We start from the raw sequence: 19925 nt of genomic DNA, 5'->3' as shown, positions 1-19925 counted from the left end.
CGAAGATTACTTAACTTCTACAGAAGCGCCAACTTCTTCAAGCTTAGCTTTAAGTTCTTCAGCTTCTTCTTTAGCAATACCTTCTTTAAGTGGTTTTGGAGTGTTGTCAACAAGTTCTTTAGCTTCTTTCAAGCCAAGACCAGTGATTTCACGAACCACTTTGATAACTTTGATTTTTTGGTCTCCAGCACCAGCAAGTACTAGATCAAAATCAGTTTTTTCTTCAGCAGCAGCACCGCCACCAGCAGCTACAGCTACAGGAGCAGCAGCAGTTACGCCAAATTCTTCTTCGATTGCTTTTACTAAGTCGTTTAACTCAAGTACAGTTGCTTCTTTAACTGAAGCAATGATTTCTTCGATATTTAAAGCCATTTGTAATTCCTCCATTTTAAGTTTTTTTACGTAAACGTAAAGTACGCATTAAGCGCCTTGTTCTTCTTTTTGATCTGCAACTGCTTTAGTAGCAAGAGCAAGATTACGAACTGGAGCTTGAAGAACGCTAAGCAACATAGAAAGTAAGCCTTCGCGAGACGGAAGTTCCGCAAGAGCCTTCACTTCTTCTACAGTCGCTACGTTTCCTTCGATGACACCAGCTTTGATTTCTAAAGCTTCGTGGCTTTTCGCAAATTCGTTGATGATTTTCGCAGGTGCGATAACATCTTCGTTACTGAATGCGATAGCGTTTGGACCTGTTAAGAAATCGTTTAAACCCGTTAGTTCAACTTGTTCAACTGCACGGCGAGTCAAAGTGTTTTTGTAAACTTTGAATTCTACGCCAGCTTCACGAAGCTGTTTACGAAGTTCAGTCACTTCAGAAACTGAAAGACCGCGGTAATCTACAATGACAGTAGACATACTATCTTTAAATTTAGAAGTAATTTCATCAACGACAACTTTTTTAGTATCGATTGCATTGCTCATGGTTACACCTCCTGTACATTCTTTGTGTAACACTTATACCGATCAGGCCATCACGTTCCTAACGAACGGTTCTCCATATAAAAAGCCTCCATTAAGACATGGAGGCTGTATATACAAGCATACGTTAACGTAAGACTGTGACATATACACCTCGGCGGGTTAATTAAGCCATAAGGCCCCTGCTGTCTACGGTATAAATGGACATTATTCTATTTTACAACATTTTGATATTATCAAAATGGTTGTCATAAGTCAAGAATTATTTTGCAGAGAAAGAAGATGGATCCACTTTCACGCCTGGGCCCATAGTAGATGTAACAGAAACGTTTTTCACGTATACACCTTTAGCCGCTGCAGGTTTTGCTTTAAGGATTGTGTCATAGATTGTTGCAAAGTTCTCAACAAGCTTTTCGTCCTCGAAAGAAACCTTTCCGATTGGCGCGTGGATGTTACCAGCTTTATCAACGCGGTACTCTACTTTACCAGCTTTGATTTCATTGATTGCTTTTTCAACTTCGAACGTTACAGTTCCTGTTTTAGGGTTTGGCATAAGACCTTTTGGTCCAAGTACACGACCGATCTTACCAACTTCACCCATCATGTCAGGTGTCGCAACGATTACATCGAATTCGAACCAGCCTTGTTGGATTTTAGTGATGTAATCAGAATCTCCAACGTAGTCTGCTCCAGCAGCTTCTGCTTCTTTTGCTTTTTCGCCTTTAGCGAACACAAGAACGCGTTGAGTTTTACCAGTTCCGTTAGGAAGTACAACTGCACCGCGGATTTGTTGATCGTTTTTACGAGGGTCTACGCCCAAACGAAAAGCAACTTCTACAGTCGCATCAAATTTAGCTGTATTTGCTTTTTTTGTAAGAGAAACAGCTTCAGCTACATCATACGCTTTTGTACGATCGATCAGCTTAGCAGCTTCTACATACTTTTTACCTTTTTTAGCCATTATAAAAATCCTCCTTATGTGGTTTTAGCGGAATAACCTCCCACGAATAAGGGTTGCGAACTTGTCAAAACCAAACTCGCAACCCAACAAGACAAAAAATTAATCTTCGATGACAATACCCATACTGCGTGCAGTACCTTCAACCATGCGCATAGCTGATTCAACGCTAGCAGCGTTTAAGTCAGGCATTTTTGTTTCCGCGATTTCGCGTACTTTATCACGCTTAACAGTTGCCACTTTATTACGGTTAGGTTCACCAGAACCAGACTCAATACCAGCTGCTTTTTTAAGTAAAACTGCAGCAGGTGGAGTTTTAGTAATAAATGTAAATGAACGGTCTTCAAAAACCGAAATTTCAACAGGAATGATAAGACCAGCTTGGTCAGCTGTACGAGCGTTAAACTCCTTACAGAATCCCATGATATTAACACCGGCTTGACCTAGTGCAGGTCCAACTGGTGGAGCTGGGTTAGCTTTTCCAGCAGGAATTTGCAATTTAACAACTTTAACTACTTTTTTAGCCACGAGACACACCTCCTTAAAGTCCGTGATGTGGTAATAGGGGAATCCCCCTCCCACTCAACAACTTCATTCTTTATATGAATGACGAAATAACTAGCTAGCGATCTTGAGTGAACTCAAGACGTACCTTTGCTATATTACCACTTCTATACACTCATTTCAAGCTCTTTTAAATTACAATTTATCGATCTGCGTGAACTCAAGTTCAACAGGTGTTTCTCTACCAAACATATTAACGAATACTTTGACTTTGCTTTTATCGTAATCAATTTCTTCAATCGATCCAGTGAAGTTAGCAAATGGTCCATCAATGACCTTAACTGTTTCTTTCAGTTCAAAGTCGATTTCTGTTTTGCGTTCTTCAAGACCCATTCTCTTCAGAATGGTTTCGGCTTCGCCTGGCAGCAGTGCAGTCGGCTTTGAGCCTGATCCAGCTGATCCAACGAATCCAGTGACACCTGGTGTATTACGAACAACATACCAAGAGTCGTCAGTCATCACGATTTCCACTAGGACATAGCCAGGGAATACTTTCTTTTTGACGACTTTTTTCTTACCATTTTTAATATCCGTTTCTTCTTCTTCTGGTACGACGACGCGGAAGATTTTATCCTGCATGCCCATTGATTCAACACGCTTTTCCAAATTCGCTTTTACTTTGTTTTCATAGCCAGAGTACGTATGCACAACATACCAATTCTTTTCCATTTTCGTTCAGGACTATTTAGTCCTTCCCTCCCCACATTTCATAATGTCTATTTGACGAATCTCGAGTAACGGTAAATATTTTCAAGCAATTGAAAAAACCCGTAAAACGGGTTTTTTGGCAAGTCATATTATGATCTATTATAGCACGTTCAGCAGACCATTATTCAAGTATTAATGAATTAATTCGATTAATTGTGAGATTCCTATATCAAGAAAAGAGAAAAAGATGGCAAAGAATACGACTGTTAAAATAACAGTGATTGTGTAGCGGACCATTTCGTTCTTCTTTGGCCAGCTGACCTTTTTCATTTCTTTTCCGACACTTTTTAAGAAACTGATAATACGCATGTAAAAGACCTCCACAGATTAAAGAACGCAAATCTTACTTCGTTTCTAAATGTGTTTTATGTGAATTACAAGTCTTGCAATATTTCTTAACTTCTAATCTTTCAGCTGCTGAAGCAACACTTTTCATTGTCGTATAATTGCGGCTTCCGCAGTCTTTACAGGCTAGAGTAATCTTTTTCCTCATATTTACACCTATTTTCTCGACATCATTTCATTAGTACCTTATCACAGTGTCGAAAAAGCTGTCAATATAGGTTTGATTAGAGACTAATCTCGCGAAGCTCTAAATATTTCTCTAATTTTCTCTTTACTCTTTGGAGTGCGTTATCAATTGATTTCACATGACGGTTTAAATCTTCCGAAATCTCTTGATAGGATCTGCCATCAAGATAAAGCACAAGTACCTTTCTTTCCAGCTCGCTTAGCAGTTCACCCATCTTCATTTCGATATCATCAAATTCTTCTTTGCTAATGATTAAGTCTTCTGGGTTAAGCGCTTTAGCACCGGAAATGACATCCAATAATGTTCTGTCCGATTCTTCATCGTAGATCGGCTTGTCTAATGATACATAGGAATTTAACGGGATATGTTTTTGGCGAGTAGCTGTTTTAATTGCGGTGATAATTTGGCGGGTAATACATAATTCTGCAAAAGCCTTAAATGAAGTAAGCTTGTCCTCTCTGAAATCGCGGATAGACTTATAAAGTCCGATCATTCCCTCTTGGACAATGTCCTCTCGATCCGCTCCTATCAAGAAATAAGATCTTGCTTTCGCACGTACAAAATTGCGGTATTTCGTTATTAAATAATCTAGCGCATCACTATCTCCGACATGAACCCTTTCAATGACTTGTTCATCTTCCAACTGGCAAAATTGCTCTCTGATGGACTTACCCTTGCTGTTGTTTAGATTCACTTCGATCCCCCCGACCGCACCTAGATAGAAATATTATACATTAATGGTTGAAATATCGTCAAGCTATTCCAGATTCCCGCGCCGCCATTTTTCAAACGTTTTCAATACATCTTCTGACAATTCAATCTTAGATGCTGGTTTATCAGACGTAATCTTTTTGACCCTCGTTTCAATCTTTCGTTCTATCACTTCAATCTCTCTTAAAAGCTCACGAGCCGACTTCCGAAGAGCTCCTTGTCCAAAAATAGCCCATTGTTCCGTAAAATCTGAGGTTGCCACATGAATTTGCGTCCGAATATTATTCAAATCCTGCGCCAGCTTTTCAATCCGCTCATCTGCCGTTTCATTCTCTCTCGTAAAGATGACCTCTACTCGGTGGTTAGTCCGCTTCTTTTCAATTCCTTTGACCATATGGGCATCGAATACGACAATGACTCGATACCCAGTGTAGGCTTGATATTCTGCTAAATGTTGAATCAGCACGTCTCTGGCTTCTTCAAAGCTGTTTTCCTTTAAGTGCTGCAGCTGAGGCCATGCACCTATCATGTTGTATCCATCGACTAAGAGGATATCCATCTCTATTCTCCTAACGGATAACGTTTTCGATACACTTCATACATCAATAGACCAGCCGCAACTGATGCGTTTAACGAAGTAACCTTCCCGGCCATAGGCAGTTTAATCAGAAAATCACACTTTTCCTTAATCAATCGGCCAATTCCTTTTCCTTCACTGCCAATCACAAGAGCCAGCGGCATTGTGCCATCAAATTGTCTGTAATCCTGTTTAGCAGACGCATCTGTTCCAGCAACCCAGATTCCTCTTTCTTTCATTTCATCAAGGGCTCTTGAAAGATTGGTCACTTTTGCAACAGGAATATGCTCAATTGCTCCAGTGGATGCCTTAGCAACTGTTGTTGTTAGACCGACCGCTCTCCTTTTCGGAATGACAATCCCGTGTGCACCTACAGCATCTGCCGTTCTCATAATAGATCCTAAATTATGTGGGTCTTCAATTTCATCTAAAATCAGAAAGAAAGGCTGCTCATTCCGCTTTTCAGCGATTTGATACAGATCATCTAATTCTGCATATTCATATGCTGCTACTTGTGCAACGATTCCCTGGTGCTGACCTGTAACCATTTGATCAAGCTTTTTCCTCGGAACATACTGAATGGTGATATTTTGCTTTTTAGCGAGTTCAATGACCTGCTGGGCTTGTCCTTTTACAGTGTTTTCTGCCATCCAGAGCTTGTATAACTCCCGATCTGACTTCAGTGTCTCAATCACTGCATTTTTCCCAATGACATAATCATGTTGCTGACTCATTTGTCTTCCTCCCTGACGTTCCGATTTCAATCGCCTGACCAATCAGCTCTTCTAAGCGTTCGTCCTGCTTTTCGATAAATAAATACCCCATAAGCGCTTCAAACGCTGTACTATAACGATACGTTTGAACGTCTGTGTTTTTAGGCACTGTGCCTGATTTTGCGTTTCTTCCTCTTTTCAGCACCGCTTCTTCTGCTTCAGTGAAAAAGCCTTGCTGCTGAAGCGTAAATAAAATAGCAGCCTGTGATTTAGCTGAAACAATTTTGCTTGCTCGTTTGTGCAGCTCATTGGGCTTTGTCGCCCCCGTTTGGAGGAGGTGATGCCTCACATATACTTCAAAAATGGCATCACCCATATAAGCCAGCGCAAGTCCGTTCAGCTGTTTACCATCTTTCAGCTTTTCAAAATTCAACATTGCCTATTCTCCTCTTTTCCAGCGAGTACCTTGAGGAGTGTCCTCCAACACAATATTCATGTTCTTTAATTGATCACGAATTTGATCAGATAGAGCAAAGTCACGATTTCTTCTAGCTTCATTGCGTTTTTCAATTAACGCTTCTACCTCTTCGTCAAGCGTGTGCTTTTCTTCTAATGAGAAGCCGAGAACAGACGTAATTTCTTGGAACAAGCCGATAAATGCCTTGATCACTTCCTCCGAAGTATGATCATTTTCCATATAATAATTCGCCTGTTTTGCTAATTCGAATAAAACAGAGATCGCATTTGCCGTATTGAAGTCATCATTCATTTCAGAAACAAATGTCGCACGCTGCTCTTCAATTTTTTCCAGCCATTCAGCATTATCTTCCGTAATATTCGTACTGCTCTCAAGACGGTGATGTAAATTCGCATACGATGTCTTGAGTCGGTTAAACGCACTCTTTGTACTTTCTAATAAATCCATTGAGTAGTTAATTGGGTGGCGATAGTGAACCGACAACATAAAGAAGCGGAGCACATCAGGATCTTGTTCTTTCACAATGTCATGCACCAGCACAAAGTTGCCAAGTGATTTTGACATTTTTTCATTATCGATATTAATATACCCGTTATGCATCCAATACTTCGCAAAAGGCTTCCCTGTCAAAGCCTCAGATTGGGCAATTTCATTCTCATGGTGAGGGAATGTTAAATCCTGTCCGCCAGCATGAATGTCGATCGTATCACCTAAATATTTTTTGACCATTGCCGAGCATTCGATGTGCCATCCTGGGCGTCCTTTGCCCCACGGGCTATCCCAAGAGATTTCCTGATCCTTTGCAGCCTTCCAAAGAGCAAAGTCCAGCGCATCTCGTTTCTTTTCACCTACACGAATACGAGCACCCGTCTTCAGTTCATCAATTGATTGGTGAGAAAGCTTTCCATAACCTTCAAATGATCGTGTGCTGTAATACACGTCACCATCTGCTTCATAGGCGTAGCCTTTTTCAATCAATGTCGCAATAAACGCAATGATATCATCCATGTTTTCCGTCACTCGCGGGTGAAGGTCTGCTTTTTTGCAGCCGAGCGCACTGACGTCTTCGAAGTAGGCTTGGATAAAACGGTCAGCAATTGTCGGCACATCTTCTCCGAGTTCATTGGCTGCTTTGATGAGTTTATCATCCACATCTGTAAAGTTTGATACAAAGTTCACATCGTAACCGCTGTATTCTAAATACTTACGTACAGTGTCATAAACAATAGCAGGTCTAGCATTCCCGATATGAATGTAGTTATAAACGGTTGGTCCGCACACATACATCTTGACCTTTCCTGGCTCAAGCGGGACAAATTCTTCCTTCTTACGTGTCAATGTATTATAAATATTGATTGTCATGATTGTTCTTCCTTTCTGCTCAATGAAGCCAGCTCACCTTTTAGCTTTTCCATTTCTCGTTCCAATTCTTTAAAACGATCGGAAACTGGATCTGGCAAATCTTGATGGTTGAGATCACGATTGATTTTCTTTCCATTTTGAACGACCACTCGCCCAGGTATACCTACAACAGTGGAATGGTCTGGGACGTCTTTTAACACGACCGACCCTGCACCAATCTTGGACCCTTTTCCAACCGTGATAGAACCAAGCACCTTGGCACCTGTCGCAATGAGGGCATCATCTAAAATGGTCGGATGCCGCTTTCCCTTTTCTTTCCCTGTTCCCCCTAATGTCACGCCTTGGAAAACAGTGACGTTGTCTCCAATTTCACATGTTTCCCCGATCACGACGCCCATGCCGTGATCAATGAAGAACCGCCTGCCAATGGTTGCCGCCGGATGAATTTCCACCCCTGTGAAAAAGCGGCTGACCTGAGAAATGATCCGCGCAATAAAATACAGCTTCCGCTTATAAAATGCGTGCGCAATACGGTGAGCCCAAATCGCATGAAGCCCTGAATAGGTAAGCACTACTTCAATATAGCTTCTAGCAGCAGGATCTTGATCAAACACAGTATCAATATCTTCTTTCAGCATTTTGAAAAACACATGCTCCCCCCGTTCTTCCCCATGAATCTCTCTTAGGACTTGCTCTCTTTTTTTGGACAAATAAAAAACGCCTCTGCCAAATGACAGAGACGTTTTGAAAACGCGGTTCCACTCTGTTTAGAAAGCTACTTATCTTTCAGCCTTCTCAACTTAATCCCATAACGGAGGGTACCGCCCTTGCATACTAACGTACGTGTTCCTCAAGGGTCTTGAGGGTGCATTTCCAATGTCTGTCCATAAGTCTCTTTCAGCCGGTGGAGACTCTTTCTGTGATGGACGAGTACATTGTACTTCTCCCTCGCAACGATTTCCTTATATTTGTTTAATGCGGTTTAATACCGTTTCTTTACCTAGTAATTCAATACTTTGCGGAAGTTCTGGGCCATGCGTTTGTCCTGTGACAGCCACACGAATCGGCATGAATAGTTTCTTGCCTTTATGCCCTGTTTCTTTTTGTACCGCTTTAATGGCAGCCTTGATTTCATCAGGTGTGAAAGACTCAAGCTGTTCAAGCTGACGTGCAAAAGATGCCATCACTTCTGGTACTTGCTCCTCTGCTAGAACTTCCTTTGCCTCTTGATTATACTCAATTTGCTCCTTAAAGAACAACTCTGTTAACTCAACAATTTCTGCTCCGTAGCTTAATTGTTCGTGATACAGAGAAATAAGCTTGCGTACCCACGTGTTTTCTTCTTCAGTCAGCTGCTCACTTACCTTGCCTGCTTTTTGAAGATGCGGAAGTGTTAGTGCCACTACCTGATCAAGATCAAGTGCTTTCACGTATTGGTTGTTCACCCATTTTAGTTTATGCATATCGAATAGAGCTGGTGACTTAGAAAGTCGGTTTACATCGAAAATGTCGATGAATTGCTCTTTTGTAAACAGTTCTTCTTCGCCTACTGGAGACCATCCAAGTAATGCAATGAAGTTAAACAGGGCTTCAGGTAAATAGCCTAAATTCTTATATTGCTCGATGAATTGAATAATTGATTCATCACGTTTACTTAATTTCTTGCGGTTCTCGTTCACAATCAACGTCATATGTCCGAATAGCGGAACCTCCCAGCCAAATGCATGAAAAATCATGATTTGTTTAGGGGTATTTGAAATATGATCTTCTCCGCGAAGAACGTGAGTCATTTTCATCAAATGATCATCCACGGCTACGGCAAAGTTATAAGTTGGCGTGCCATCTTTTTTCACAATAACAAAGTCACCAATGCCGTCTGTTTCAAATGAAATTTCACCTTTGACCATGTCGTCAAATTTGATGATTTCTCCTTTTGGCACTCGGAAGCGGATGCTTGGCTCTCTTCCTTCAGCAATCAGTTTGTCCTCTTCTTCTTTTGATAAATGACTGCATTTACCAGAATATCGAGGCATTTCACTGCGGGCGATTTGTGCTTCACGCTCTGCCTCTAGCTCTTCAGCCGTACAATAGCACTTATACGCCAAGTCCTTCTCTAACAGTTCGTCATAATATTTTTTGTAAATATCATTACGCTCTGATTGTCTGTAAGGACCGTAACCGCCATCTTTATCAATGCTCTCATCCCAATCAATACCGAGCCATTGCAGGTGGCGAAGCTGGCTTTCCTCCCCGCCTTCTACATTACGCTTTTGGTCCGTATCCTCGATTCGAATAATAAATTTGCCGCCTTGGCTGCGTGCGAACAAATAGTTGAAAAGAGCCGTTCTAGCATTCCCAATATGTAAATGACCAGTTGGACTCGGTGCATAACGAACACGCACTTCATTTCCCATGAGTTTAACTTCCTTTCATCTGCATCATGTTGTCTGACACCAATTTTTTATAAACGTATTTTATCATCAAAACCTATTCTCATCAAAATGGATTTTACTTTTTCTGAAGAAGCACTGTTGCCTGAGAGGCAATTCCTTCTCCTCTTCCTGTAAATCCGAGTTTCTCTGTCGTTGTTGCTTTGACATTCACCTGTGTGACATCTGCCTCAAGCGCTTCTGCAATTTTCTCACACATTGGTTGTATGTAAGGTGCCATTTTTGGCTTTTGCGCCATGATGGTGCAGTCAATATTCACAAGAGTGTAGCCCTTTTCTTTCACAAGTGCCCACACATGCTGCAATAATTTAAAAGAATCTGCATCCTTAAACTCAGGATCTGTGTCTGGGAAATGTCTACCGATATCTCCTTCAGCAATCGCACCCAGGCATGCATCTGCCACTGTGTGAAGCAGTACGTCAGCATCTGAATGCCCTAGCAGTCCCTTTTCATAAGGGATGGTGACCCCGCCGATAATTAGAGGTCTTCCCTCTGTTAATTGATGTACATCAAAACCTTGTCCTATTCTCAACATGATCTAGTACCCTCTTTCCGCATCCATAATTGCCTTGGCAACCAATAAATCATCCGGTGTTGTCAGCTTAATATTGGTATAGTCTCCTTGGACAATATACACATTCTCACCTTGTAATTGTTCAACAAGACTGGCGTCGTCTGTTCCAAGGAAGCCTGTCCGCTCCGCATATTCATGCGCCTCTTTTAAAATAGAATGACGAAAAGCTTGTGGGGTCTGGACTGCCCACAAGCTCTGACGTTCAATGGTTTGTTCCACTTTGCCTTCTTGAACGCGTTTGATTGTGTCTTTCACTGGTACCGCTACAACTGCGGAGCCTTTTTCAATCGCCGCTTTAACGAGCAAGTCAATCTGTGTATGCTTAATAAAAGGCCTTGCCCCATCATGAACAAGCACGATGTCCGCATCTTTCACAGCCTTTAATCCTTCGTATACACTTTGCTGACGTTCTTCACCGCCAGTGACAAGTGAAACAGGCGTTTGAAAAGCGTGTACCTTGAGTAGCCTTTCAAAGTCTTGACGCTCCTCTTCATTGATCGCTAGGATCATTCGTTTGCATTGCGCATGAGCGTCAAACACCTTTAGTGTATGAATGATGACCGGCATTCTTTTCAGCTCAATAAAAAGCTTATTGCGGCCGGCCTTCATTCGTTTCCCCTGCCCCGCAGCCGGAATAACTACTTCATAATACATGTTCGTTCTCCCTTTAGAGCGCCTTCTCCAGAAGTTTTGGCTTCGCAAAAATCATTCTTCCAGCAGCAGTCTGCAGCACACTTGTGACGAGCACGTCAATGTCTTTTCCAATGTAATTGCGTCCTTCCTCGACCACAATCATCGTCCCGTCATCTAAGTAAGCAACACCTTGGTTATGCTCTTTCCCATCTTTAATGACCTGTACCTTCATTTCTTCCCCAGGCAGTACAACCGGTTTAACGGCATTGGCTAGATCATTGATGTTTAACACTGCTACTTTTTGAAGTTCGCATACTTTATTTAAATTAAAATCATTGGTCACAACAACACCTGAAGTTAATTTCGCCAGCTTCACAAGCTTGCTATCAACCTCTTGAATGTCTTCGAAGTCACCTTCGTAAATTTCAACTTTGATATCCAATTCTTTTTGAATACGATTTAAAATATCAAGACCTCTTCGGCCTCTATTTCTCTTTAATACATCTGAAGAGTCTGCAATATGCTGTAATTCCTCGAGTACAAATTGAGGAATGACCATGACACCTTCTAAGAATCCAGTTTGGCAAATATCTGCGATTCTTCCATCAATGATAACACTTGTGTCTAAAATTTTCAGCTTTTTATCTTCTATTTCAGGTTCATCATCAGCTGCTCCTTTTTTCTTTGTGACCTTTGCAGATCGGGAGAACAGCCCTATCATTTCATCCTTCTTCTTAAAGCCTACCTGAAACCCAAGGTATCCTAAAAAGAAAGCCAGGAAAATCGGAATAATGGTACCAAAAATATGATATGGGATATTGTTTAGCGGGATCACGTTTACAATAAGATATGCTAGAATAAGTCCAAATACTAATCCGAAACTTCCAGATATAAGATCAGGAAGAGGCGCCTTCAATAGAGAATCCTCGATCCATTTCACCCAATTTACCACATAACCTGTGCACCATTTACCAATGATGAAGAACACAACGGCTCCTATTAGTGCTGAAGAGTAAGCATTTGTTATGAAAGGTATGTCCTTTACATTTAAAAGCAGAAATAACTCTGGAATGATAAAAATCCCCACAACTGCACCCAAAATGATAAAAAACGCCTGAACGATTCTTTTTAACATACCTTCACCTCCTTTATTTTTCATCTGTCAATCCACCTTCATCTGACATTGATATATGTTTAAGTTTCCTATCATGAACAACAGAAAACAAAACCATCATTAATATACCCATATTCATCCATTTTTAACCGTAGTAGAGGAAAATTTCTCTTCTTAAAGCTGACGGTCGATATAATGTTTTTCTTGTAACCTTTTTAATCCTTTTTTTATCTTTTTCGCTCTTACTTCTCCAATTCCTTCTACTTCATCCAATTCTTGTACATCTGCTTCCATAATTCGATCTAGCACACCGAATGCTTCAACCACATTTTCGACGATTGGCATTGGCAGTCTAGGGATTTTATGGAGCAATCTGTATCCTCTTGTGTACACATATTCGTCAATATTTGTAGAAGCGGGATATCCAAGTAACTTGTACAGAATGGAATCATCTAACAGCTCAAAGCTCGACATATCTTGAAGTTGTTTAAGCAGCACATACGGATCTTTGATCTTTTCTTTCACGTAATCTTTAATAAATAAAGCCGCTTCCTGCTCCATATCTGTAATCAATTCATTGACCTGCAGACGAATCAAGTGTCCCTCTGTTCCAAGCTCTTTGATATACATATTGATTTCATTTTTGATTCTGAGTACCATTTCGTAGCGGTGCAGCACGGATAATACATCCCCAAAGGTCACAAGTTCTTCGAATTCTAGGGCGCTTAACGCAGAAATGGCGTGATCTAAAATCGTTTTATATTTCTCAAGTGTTTGAATGGCTTGATTCGCCTTTGTTAAAATAAAGCCAATATCTTTCAGCGTATAACGACGATTCCCTTGGTATAAGGTAATGACGTTCCTCCGTTCAGAAATAGCAATGATTAAGCAGCCTGTCTGCTTTGCTACACGTTCAGCCGTCCGGTGCCTCATGCCTGTTTCCGATGAATGAATGGTTGCATCTGGCATCAGCTGTGTATTCGCATACAAGATTTTTTGACCAGAATCGCTAAGAATAATGGCCCCATCCATCTTCGCCAATTCATATAAATGTGCTGGGGAGAAGGCTGAATTAATGTGAAATCCTCCATCTACCACACTCTTTACTTTGTCATTATAACCAACAACAATGAGCCCGCCAGTATTGGCTCTCAGGACGTTTTCAATCCCTGCCCGCAGAGGTGTTCCTGGTGCCACAAACTGTACAATATCTAAGAGATCGAGTTCTCTCGCTCCTTTTTTCTCTTTTTCCATTTCTATGATCCCCCTAGTGAAATTCGAAGTGCCTCCGCTACATTTTCTACACCAACTAACTCAATCCCTCTCGGCTTTTTCCATCCGTCTATATTCGCCTTAGGAATAAACATTCGCTTAAATCCTAGTTTTGCAGCTTCCTGCACTCGCTGTTCAATTCTTGATACTCTTCTGACTTCTCCTGTCAGACCGACCTCTCCTATAAAGCAATCCGCTTGATGCGGCGCTGCATCTTTAAAGCTTGATGCAATACTCACGGCAATAGCTAAGTCAATCGCCGGTTCGTCAAGCTTCACACCGCCTGCGACCTTTAAATAGGCATCTTGGTTTTGCAGCAGCAGCCCTACGCGTTTTTCTAAAACTGCCATGAGCAGCGATACTCGATTATGATCAAGGCCAGTGGCCATTCTTCGCGGATTCCCAAAGCTTGTCGGGGAAATTAACGCCTGTATCTCGACAAGTACTGGTCTTGTTCCTTCCATTGAGGCAACAACACACGAACCAGATACACCTGCCGACCGCTCTTCTAAAAAGATTTCTGATGGGTTTAATACTTCCGTGAGCCCTTCTTCTCTCATTTCAAAAATTCCCAATTCATTCGTTGAACCAAATCGGTTTTTGACCGCCCGTAAAATACGAAACGTATGATGACGCTCGCCTTCAAAATAAAGAACTGTGTCCACCATATGCTCTAAAAGGCGTGGACCTGCGATCGAGCCTTCTTTGGTCACGTGACCAACGATAAAAATAGGAATACCATTTGTTTTGGCAATCTTCATCAGCTGCGCTGTACATTCTCTAACTTGAGATACAGAGCCGGGAGCTGACGTGATATCGCTTTGGTAAACGGTTTGAATCGAATCCACCACAACAAAAGCAGGTTTCATCTCCTGTATAGCAGACGTTATATACTCCATATCGGTTTCAGCCAAAACATGTAAAGAGGCGCTTTCAATGCCAAGGCGGTCCGCTCTTAGCTTCGTTTGTTTAATGGACTCCTCACCAGATATGTATAACACATTCTGATTTTTGTCTGAGAGCTGTGCTGATACTTGTAATAACAATGTGGACTTCCCAATCCCAGGATCTCCGCCGATGAGAACAAGAGAACCTTTGACAATTCCACTTCCTAATACTCGGTTAAATTCTTCTAAATTTGTTTTAATTCGGGGTTCTTCGGATGTTTCAATTGCAGATATAGGTGAAGGTTTTTGAATGGTTTGAACAGAATGATTAAAAGCACTTCGACGGTTTGCCGGCTCTTTGCGAACGACCTCTTCTGTCATACTGTTCCACGTGCCGCAGCCTGGACATTTCCCCATCCATTTGGCTGACTCATAACCGCACGATTGGCATATAAATTTTGATTTTGTCTTAGCCATAGATTGAAGAATACAACTCCTTATACTGGTCAGAAAATAAGTAAAGGGAGGCATACACCTTACTGGTATGCCTCACACTTTTTTCTTACTATATTAGTTCGTAGCAGCAGTCGCTTTTACGACAATTTCTCCATCTTCCACATCTAATACGATATGTTGACCTTTTTCAATATTCCCCTTCAGAAGCTCCTCAGAAAGTCGATCTTCTACATGCTTTTGAATCGCTCTTCTTAACGGACGCGCACCGTACTCAAGATCTACTCCTTCGTCGGCAATTTTCGCTTTTGCTGCTTCCGTCAATTCAATTGATAGGTCTTGTTCTTTTAATCGTTTTGTCAATTGATCAGACATGAGAGACACGATCTCTTTGAGATGTTTCTTCTCAAGCGAGTGGAAGACAATGATTTCATCAATACGGTTGATAAACTCAGGTCTAAACGCACGTTTCAACTCGCCCATCACTTTGCCTTTCATATCCTTGTAATTTTGACTTTCATCCTGCACGTTAAAGCCAACATATTTATTGCGCTTCAGCTCACTAGCTCCAACGTTTGATGTCATGATCAAAATCGTATTTCTAAAGTCAACGGTACGCCCTTTAGAATCAGTCAGACGACCATCTTCTAACACTTGTAGTAAGATATTAAATACATCTGGATGCGCCTTTTCAATCTCGTCTAAAAGAACGACAGAATAAGGTTTTCTTCTCACTTTTTCAGTCAGCTGTCCACCTTCATCATAGCCCACATAGCCTGGAGGTGACCCAACAAGTCTGGATGTAGAGTGTTTCTCCATGTATTCAGACATATCAATACGGATCATTGCTTCTTCATCACCGAAAATAGACTCAGCGAGTGCTCTTGCAAGCTCCGTTTTACCAACCCCTGTTGGACCCAAGAAGATAAAGGAGCCGATTGGACGCTTCGGATCTTTCAGGCCAGCACGCGCACGTCTCACCGCTTTTGCTACAGCGACAACCGCTTCATCCTGTCCGATCACGCGAGAATGAAGCAATTGTTCCATGTTCAGAAGCTTATCTGTCTCCGTTTGAGCAATTTTCGAAACAGGCACTCCCGTCCAGCTGGAAACGACCATTGCGATATCATCTACAGATACCTCTGAATTCTCTTGTCCCTGCTTTTCTTTCCATGATTTCTTTGTCACTTCTACTTTTTCACGCAAACGCTGCTCTGTATCGCGAAGAGAAGCTGCTTTTTCAAATTCTTGACTTTGAACTGCCGCATCCTTTTCCTTGCGTACTTCATCCAGCTTTTGCTCTAACTCTTTTAGGTTAGGCGGTGTCGTGAACGAACGTAAACGGACTTTCGAACCTGCCTCATCAATTAAATCAATCGCCTTATCTGGAAGGAATCGGTCGGAAATATAACGGTCAGACAGCTTCACCGCCGCCTCAATCGCTTCATCTGTAATAGACACACGGTGATGTGCTTCATACCGGTCTCTAAGCCCTCTTAAGATTTGAATACTTTCATCAACAGACGGCTGATCTACTTGAATTGGCTGGAAACGTCGTTCAAGCGCAGCGTCCTTTTCAATGTATTTACGGTACTCATCTAACGTTGTCGCTCCAATACATTGAAGCTCACCACGTGCTAAGGATGGCTTCAAGATATTAGACGCATCAATCGCGCCCTCTGCTCCACCAGCACCAATGAGTGTATGAAGCTCGTCGATAAAGAGAATGATATTTCCTGCCTGGCGAATTTCGTCCATCACTTTTTTCAAACGATCCTCGAATTCACCACGATATTTCGTCCCAGCTACAACAGTTCCCATATCCAGTGTCATCACTCGTTTATCGCGCAGGATTTCAGGCACTTCGTTATGAATAATTTGCTGTGCAAGACCTTCTGCGATGGCTGTTTTACCAACACCAGGCTCACCAATCAGCACAGGGTTATTTTTTGTTCTTCTACTTAGAACCTCAATGACACGTTGGATTTCTTTGCTTCGGCCAATGACAGGGTCCAAGCTGTCCTCTTTTGCAATAGCTGTCAAATCTCTTGCCAAGCTATCTAGTGTTGGTGTATTTGCATTGCTATTAGAGCCTGCCGCAGATGCACCTGTTTCATTGCTTCCAAGCAGCTGCAGTACTTGCTGACGTGCTTTATTTAAGCTCACTCCAAGGTTATTTAAGACACGGGCAGCGACACCCTCTCCCTCACGAATAAGACCTAATAGAATATGTTCTGTCCCTACATAGGAATGACCTAGCTTTCTTGCTTCATCCATTGAAAGCTCAGTGACCTTCTTCGCTCTAGGCGTATAATGAGGAATAGCTTGAGACACCTCTTGCCCTCTTCCAATCAAGCTTTCGACTTCTTTTTGGATTTTATCTGAAACAAGGCCCAGTGCTTCTAACGCTTTAGCAGCGATGCCCTCACCTTCACGTACAAGGCCAAGTAAAATGTGCTCAGTACCTATGTTTTTATGGCCTAGGCGAATGGCTTCTTCTTGTGCAAGTGCTAATACCTTTTGAGCTCTTTCAGTGAATCTTCCAAACATCATATCGTTTCATCCTCCTGTCCATTCCTATGCATTTCTAAGCGCAGCCTTTCTCTAATAATCGCTGCTCGTTTTATATCTCGTTCATTTGGCTCTAAGGCTCCTCCTGAATATTGTTGAAGGAAGCCGGGCTGAGTCAAAATCATGAGTTCATTCAGTATATTACTTGAAAGCCCCTTAATGATACCTAAATCAATTCCAAGCCGCACATCTGACAAACACTTCGCTGTTTCCTTTGATTCAATCATACGACAATTGGCCAAAATCCCTAAGGAACGGTACACTCTGTCCTCAAGTTCAATTTTAGATGTTTGATATAAAGCTTTTCGTGCAGATCGCTCTTGTTCAATGAGCTGAGCGGTCACACTATTCAAGTCATCTACAATGTCTTCTTCTGATTGACCAAGTGTCATTTGATTTGATATTTGAAAGATGTTTCCTATTGCTTCGCTGCCCTCACCATAAATTCCTCTGACCACAAGACCTAATTGATTAATGGCCGGAATAATCCGATTCATTTGTCTTGTGAGCGCTAATGCTGGTAAATGCATCATGACCGAAGCCCTAATACCTGTACCTACATTGGTCGGACAGCTTGTTAAGTATCCTCGCTTTTCAGAAAACGCATAATCCACTTGCTCTTCAATCCAGTCATCTACCTGATTAGCCGCTTTTAGTGCATTGGCTAGCTGAAAACCTGGGAATAAGCATTGGATTCGAATATGGTCCTCTTCATTCAGCATCACACTGATTTCTTCATTTTCAGAAAGCAAACACCCACCAAATCTTGATTCAGCTAAATTGGGGCTAATCAAATGCTTTTCAACAAGTACCCTCTTTGCTAAAGGCTGCGTTTCATTCATTCGAATCAGAACAAAGTTTCCAATGTCCTTCACTTCCTGGCTAGCAAACTTTTGTTCGAATTGCTGGAGAACAGCTTCAGCTTCAGCTTGAGAAAACTGAGTTGGGAAACGAACATGCTCTAGATTGCGAGCTAGCCGGATACGACTGCTTAGAACAATGTCACTTTCTGGTCCTTTTTGTTTCATCCACTGACTTAGAGCGTCTTGAATAAAATGCTGGAGCGACATGTCGTTAATCTCCCTCCCTCTGCTGAGATTGCTCATGCTCTAATGCACGAATTTGATCTCGAACTTCCGCTGCCTTTTCGAACTCTTCTTGTTCAATCAGCTGCTTCAGCTCTTGCTGCATTAACTCAAGTTTCCGGCGAACATGCAGGCTGCCGGCAATTCGTTTTGGGACTTTTCCATTATGGACTGTATTTCCACTATGGACTTTCCTTAAAACAGGGTTCAGATACTGATCAAATGTACGATAGCATTCTGCACAGCCAAATCGGCCTGTTTTTCTGAACTGTTGAAAGGTTAAGCCACACTTAGGACATTGATCCACTTCTTTCGCTTCTTGAAAAATAGACGAGCCCTTGTTAGCACTTGTGGTGAAGCTAGGATCAATATTCAATAAGCCTGATAATAAGTTGTGAATCGAGAAACCTTGGTTTCCACTCATAGCATATGAATCACTGTTTTCTTTTGCACATTGTTCACATATGTGCATTTCTTGTTTTTCTCCATTTATAACTTTCGTAAAGTGAAAAGTGGCTGGTCTCTCATTACATTCTTGACAAATCAATCTTTTCACCCGCTTTACTTTAATTTCAAAGCATTTAACATCGCTTTCATCATCCGAGCACGCAGTTCATCACGTTCAGGTAAATCAATATGCAATACAGAACGATCCATGACACTAATCATCATCTTAGCTTCTCTTTCAGATAAAATGTTATTTTCAACAAGACGCATGATGATATGATCAGATGCAGCCTGTGATAAACGATGATATATTTGAGAAATAATGTTGTTCAATAAGTCGACTTCATCATTCATTTTGACTTTAATGATGCGGATATAGCCACCGCCGCCACGCTTACTTTCAACGATATAGCCTCTCTCGCTCGTAAAGCGTGTATTGATAACATAGTTAATTTGTGAAGGTACGCATTGAAATTTATCTGCAATTTCATTGCGCTTAATTTCTAATATTTCTCGACCGTTCTGATCCAAGACTTCCTTCAAATACTGCTCGATGATATCAGAAATATTTTGTGCCACTCCGCCTCCTCCTCCATTGACTTTGACTATATTTGACTTTAATCTTACTATAAATTTTTTCGATCGATTTTTCAAGATAATCGCTCAACTAACAATATTATTTCCACATTTATATGGTATCAAACCTCTCAAAAACACAAAAAAGACCAGTTCCGACTGGAACTGATCCTTATAGAAGCTTGGCGGCGTCCTACTCTCACAGGGGGAAACCCCCAACTACCATCGGCGCTGAAGAGCTTAACTTCCGTGTTCGGTATGGGAACGGGTGTGACCTCTTCGCTATCGCCACCAAACCTGATGGAGAGAATGTTCTCTCAAAACTAGATAACAATGTTCATG

23 protein-coding genes, 1 rRNA gene and 2 other annotated features are annotated in these 19925 nt (G+C 41.6%); all 24 genes read right to left on the bottom strand.

The window, feature by feature from the left end; all coding sequences use genetic code 11:
* Positions 1-6: 6 nt before the first annotated feature.
* On the bottom strand, positions 7-372 hold the full coding sequence (rplL, locus tag NSS76_RS00680) for a 50S ribosomal protein L7/L12 (protein ID WP_008345418.1): 366 nt from the start codon (positions 370-372) through the stop codon (positions 7-9).
* Between the two features lie 48 nt (positions 373-420).
* A complete protein-coding gene (rplJ, locus tag NSS76_RS00675; protein WP_024425590.1) occupies positions 421-921 on the bottom strand; it encodes a 50S ribosomal protein L10 in 501 nt (166 codons plus the stop codon).
* A gap of 69 nt (positions 922-990) precedes the next feature.
* Positions 991-1131, bottom strand: a sequence feature (ribosomal protein L10 leader region).
* Positions 1132-1180: 49 nt separating this feature from the next.
* Complete coding sequence (gene rplA / locus NSS76_RS00670) at positions 1181-1879, bottom strand: 50S ribosomal protein L1 (RefSeq protein ID WP_017359164.1); 699 nt, start codon at positions 1877-1879, stop codon at positions 1181-1183.
* Between the two features lie 99 nt (positions 1880-1978).
* Positions 1979-2404, bottom strand: a complete 426-nt coding sequence (gene rplK, locus NSS76_RS00665; protein WP_003216956.1) for a 50S ribosomal protein L11 — start codon at positions 2402-2404, stop codon at positions 1979-1981.
* A gap of 171 nt (positions 2405-2575) precedes the next feature.
* The gene (gene nusG, locus NSS76_RS00660; RefSeq protein WP_003217197.1) at positions 2576-3109 is read right to left on the bottom strand and encodes a transcription termination/antitermination protein NusG; all 534 of its coding nucleotides are present in this window, start codon (positions 3107-3109) and stop codon (positions 2576-2578) included.
* A 171-nt stretch (positions 3110-3280) separates the two neighbouring features.
* Positions 3281-3457 carry a preprotein translocase subunit SecE gene (gene secE, locus NSS76_RS00655; protein ID WP_008345422.1) on the bottom strand — a complete coding sequence of 59 codons (177 nt, stop codon included), beginning with the start codon at positions 3455-3457 and terminating at the stop codon, positions 3281-3283.
* Between the two features lie 34 nt (positions 3458-3491).
* On the bottom strand, positions 3492-3641 hold the full coding sequence (gene rpmG / locus NSS76_RS00650; protein ID WP_008356502.1) for a 50S ribosomal protein L33: 150 nt from the start codon (positions 3639-3641) through the stop codon (positions 3492-3494).
* A gap of 76 nt (positions 3642-3717) precedes the next feature.
* Positions 3718-4374, bottom strand: coding sequence for an RNA polymerase sporulation sigma factor SigH (gene sigH / locus NSS76_RS00645; protein ID WP_008345424.1), 657 nt, complete (start codon positions 4372-4374; stop codon positions 3718-3720).
* Between the two features lie 63 nt (positions 4375-4437).
* Entirely contained in the window at positions 4438-4950 is a 513-nt protein-coding gene (gene rae1, locus NSS76_RS00640; RefSeq protein ID WP_024425589.1) for a ribosome-dependent mRNA decay endonuclease Rae1/YacP, read from the bottom strand.
* 2 nt (positions 4951-4952) lie between these two features.
* Entirely contained in the window at positions 4953-5702 is a 750-nt protein-coding gene (gene rlmB, locus NSS76_RS00635) for a 23S rRNA (guanosine(2251)-2'-O)-methyltransferase RlmB (RefSeq protein ID WP_024425588.1), read from the bottom strand.
* Complete coding sequence (locus tag NSS76_RS00630; protein ID WP_024425587.1) at positions 5686-6117, bottom strand: Mini-ribonuclease 3; 432 nt, start codon at positions 6115-6117, stop codon at positions 5686-5688. Before NSS76_RS00630 ends, rlmB begins: the two co-directional genes overlap by 17 nt.
* 3 nt (positions 6118-6120) lie before the next feature.
* Positions 6121-7521 carry a cysteine--tRNA ligase gene (cysS, locus tag NSS76_RS00625; RefSeq protein WP_044333797.1) on the bottom strand — a complete coding sequence of 467 codons (1401 nt, stop codon included), beginning with the start codon at positions 7519-7521 and terminating at the stop codon, positions 6121-6123.
* Positions 7518-8171, bottom strand: a complete 654-nt coding sequence (cysE, locus tag NSS76_RS00620) for a serine O-acetyltransferase (RefSeq protein WP_024425585.1) — start codon at positions 8169-8171, stop codon at positions 7518-7520. Before cysE ends, cysS begins: the two co-directional genes overlap by 4 nt.
* Positions 8172-8253: 82 nt before the next feature.
* Positions 8254-8484: a binding site (T-box leader), on the bottom strand.
* Positions 8484-9935, bottom strand: coding sequence for a glutamate--tRNA ligase (gene gltX, locus NSS76_RS00615; RefSeq protein ID WP_213405166.1), 1452 nt, complete (start codon positions 9933-9935; stop codon positions 8484-8486). (Overlaps the previous feature by 1 nt.)
* A gap of 94 nt (positions 9936-10029) precedes the next feature.
* Positions 10030-10506, bottom strand: coding sequence for a 2-C-methyl-D-erythritol 2,4-cyclodiphosphate synthase (gene ispF / locus NSS76_RS00610; RefSeq protein WP_003216928.1), 477 nt, complete (start codon positions 10504-10506; stop codon positions 10030-10032).
* 3 nt (positions 10507-10509) lie between these two features.
* A complete protein-coding gene (ispD, locus tag NSS76_RS00605; RefSeq protein WP_024425583.1) occupies positions 10510-11199 on the bottom strand; it encodes a 2-C-methyl-D-erythritol 4-phosphate cytidylyltransferase in 690 nt (229 codons plus the stop codon).
* Between the two features lie 13 nt (positions 11200-11212).
* On the bottom strand, positions 11213-12313 hold the full coding sequence (locus NSS76_RS00600) for a PIN/TRAM domain-containing protein (protein ID WP_024425582.1): 1101 nt from the start codon (positions 12311-12313) through the stop codon (positions 11213-11215).
* A 153-nt stretch (positions 12314-12466) separates the two neighbouring features.
* Positions 12467-13546, bottom strand: coding sequence for a DNA integrity scanning diadenylate cyclase DisA (gene disA, locus NSS76_RS00595; RefSeq protein WP_024425581.1), 1080 nt, complete (start codon positions 13544-13546; stop codon positions 12467-12469).
* Between the two features lie 2 nt (positions 13547-13548).
* A complete protein-coding gene (gene radA / locus NSS76_RS00590) occupies positions 13549-14928 on the bottom strand; it encodes a DNA repair protein RadA (RefSeq protein ID WP_341080028.1) in 1380 nt (459 codons plus the stop codon).
* A gap of 93 nt (positions 14929-15021) precedes the next feature.
* Positions 15022-17457, bottom strand: coding sequence for an ATP-dependent protease ATP-binding subunit ClpC (gene clpC / locus NSS76_RS00585; protein ID WP_007496263.1), 2436 nt, complete (start codon positions 17455-17457; stop codon positions 15022-15024).
* Complete coding sequence (locus NSS76_RS00580) at positions 17454-18545, bottom strand: protein arginine kinase (protein WP_024425579.1); 1092 nt, start codon at positions 18543-18545, stop codon at positions 17454-17456. Before NSS76_RS00580 ends, clpC begins: the two co-directional genes overlap by 4 nt.
* A gap of 4 nt (positions 18546-18549) precedes the next feature.
* Positions 18550-19107 (bottom strand): UvrB/UvrC motif-containing protein, encoded by a 558-nt coding sequence (locus NSS76_RS00575; protein WP_024425862.1) that lies wholly within the window; start codon positions 19105-19107, stop codon positions 18550-18552.
* A gap of 14 nt (positions 19108-19121) precedes the next feature.
* Positions 19122-19586, bottom strand: a complete 465-nt coding sequence (locus NSS76_RS00570) for a CtsR family transcriptional regulator (protein WP_003217184.1) — start codon at positions 19584-19586, stop codon at positions 19122-19124.
* Between the two features lie 177 nt (positions 19587-19763).
* Positions 19764-19879, bottom strand: a 5S ribosomal RNA gene (gene rrf / locus NSS76_RS00565).
* Positions 19880-19925: the final 46 nt, after the last annotated feature.

The organism is Bacillus sp. FSL R5-0654, from assembly GCF_038008745.1.
GTDB classification, from domain to species: domain Bacteria; phylum Bacillota; class Bacilli; order Bacillales; family Bacillaceae; genus Bacillus; species Bacillus safensis.
This window is presented reverse-complemented; position numbering and strand designations above follow the sequence as displayed.

Excerpts from the sequence above, each read along its gene's own strand:
- rplL (WP_008345418.1), bottom strand. The coding sequence starts at position 372 with ATGGCTTTAAATATCGAAGAAATCATTGCTTCAGTTAAAGAAGCAACT.
- rplJ (WP_024425590.1), bottom strand. The coding sequence starts at position 921 with ATGAGCAATGCAATCGATACTAAAAAAGTTGTCGTTGATGAAATTACT.
- rplA (WP_017359164.1), bottom strand. The coding sequence starts at position 1,879 with ATGGCTAAAAAAGGTAAAAAGTATGTAGAAGCTGCTAAGCTGATCGAT.
- nusG (WP_003217197.1), bottom strand. The coding sequence starts at position 3,109 with ATGGAAAAGAATTGGTATGTTGTGCATACGTACTCTGGCTATGAAAAC.
- secE (WP_008345422.1), bottom strand. The coding sequence starts at position 3,457 with ATGCGTATTATCAGTTTCTTAAAAAGTGTCGGAAAAGAAATGAAAAAG.
- rpmG (WP_008356502.1), bottom strand. The coding sequence starts at position 3,641 with ATGAGGAAAAAGATTACTCTAGCCTGTAAAGACTGCGGAAGCCGCAAT.
- rae1 (WP_024425589.1), bottom strand. The coding sequence starts at position 4,950 with ATGGATATCCTCTTAGTCGATGGATACAACATGATAGGTGCATGGCCT.
- rlmB (WP_024425588.1), bottom strand. The coding sequence starts at position 5,702 with ATGAGTCAGCAACATGATTATGTCATTGGGAAAAATGCAGTGATTGAG.
- NSS76_RS00630 (WP_024425587.1), bottom strand. The coding sequence starts at position 6,117 with ATGTTGAATTTTGAAAAGCTGAAAGATGGTAAACAGCTGAACGGACTT.
- cysS (WP_044333797.1), bottom strand. The coding sequence starts at position 7,521 with ATGACAATCAATATTTATAATACATTGACACGTAAGAAGGAAGAATTT.
- gltX (WP_213405166.1), bottom strand. The coding sequence starts at position 9,935 with ATGGGAAATGAAGTGCGTGTTCGTTATGCACCGAGTCCAACTGGTCAT.
- ispF (WP_003216928.1), bottom strand. The coding sequence starts at position 10,506 with ATGTTGAGAATAGGACAAGGTTTTGATGTACATCAATTAACAGAGGGA.
- ispD (WP_024425583.1), bottom strand. The coding sequence starts at position 11,199 with ATGTATTATGAAGTAGTTATTCCGGCTGCGGGGCAGGGGAAACGAATG.
- NSS76_RS00600 (WP_024425582.1), bottom strand. The coding sequence starts at position 12,313 with ATGTTAAAAAGAATCGTTCAGGCGTTTTTTATCATTTTGGGTGCAGTT.
- disA (WP_024425581.1), bottom strand. The coding sequence starts at position 13,546 with ATGGAAAAAGAGAAAAAAGGAGCGAGAGAACTCGATCTCTTAGATATT.
- radA (WP_341080028.1), bottom strand. The coding sequence starts at position 14,928 with ATGGCTAAGACAAAATCAAAATTTATATGCCAATCGTGCGGTTATGAG.
- clpC (WP_007496263.1), bottom strand. The coding sequence starts at position 17,457 with ATGATGTTTGGAAGATTCACTGAAAGAGCTCAAAAGGTATTAGCACTT.
- NSS76_RS00580 (WP_024425579.1), bottom strand. The coding sequence starts at position 18,545 with ATGTCGCTCCAGCATTTTATTCAAGACGCTCTAAGTCAGTGGATGAAA.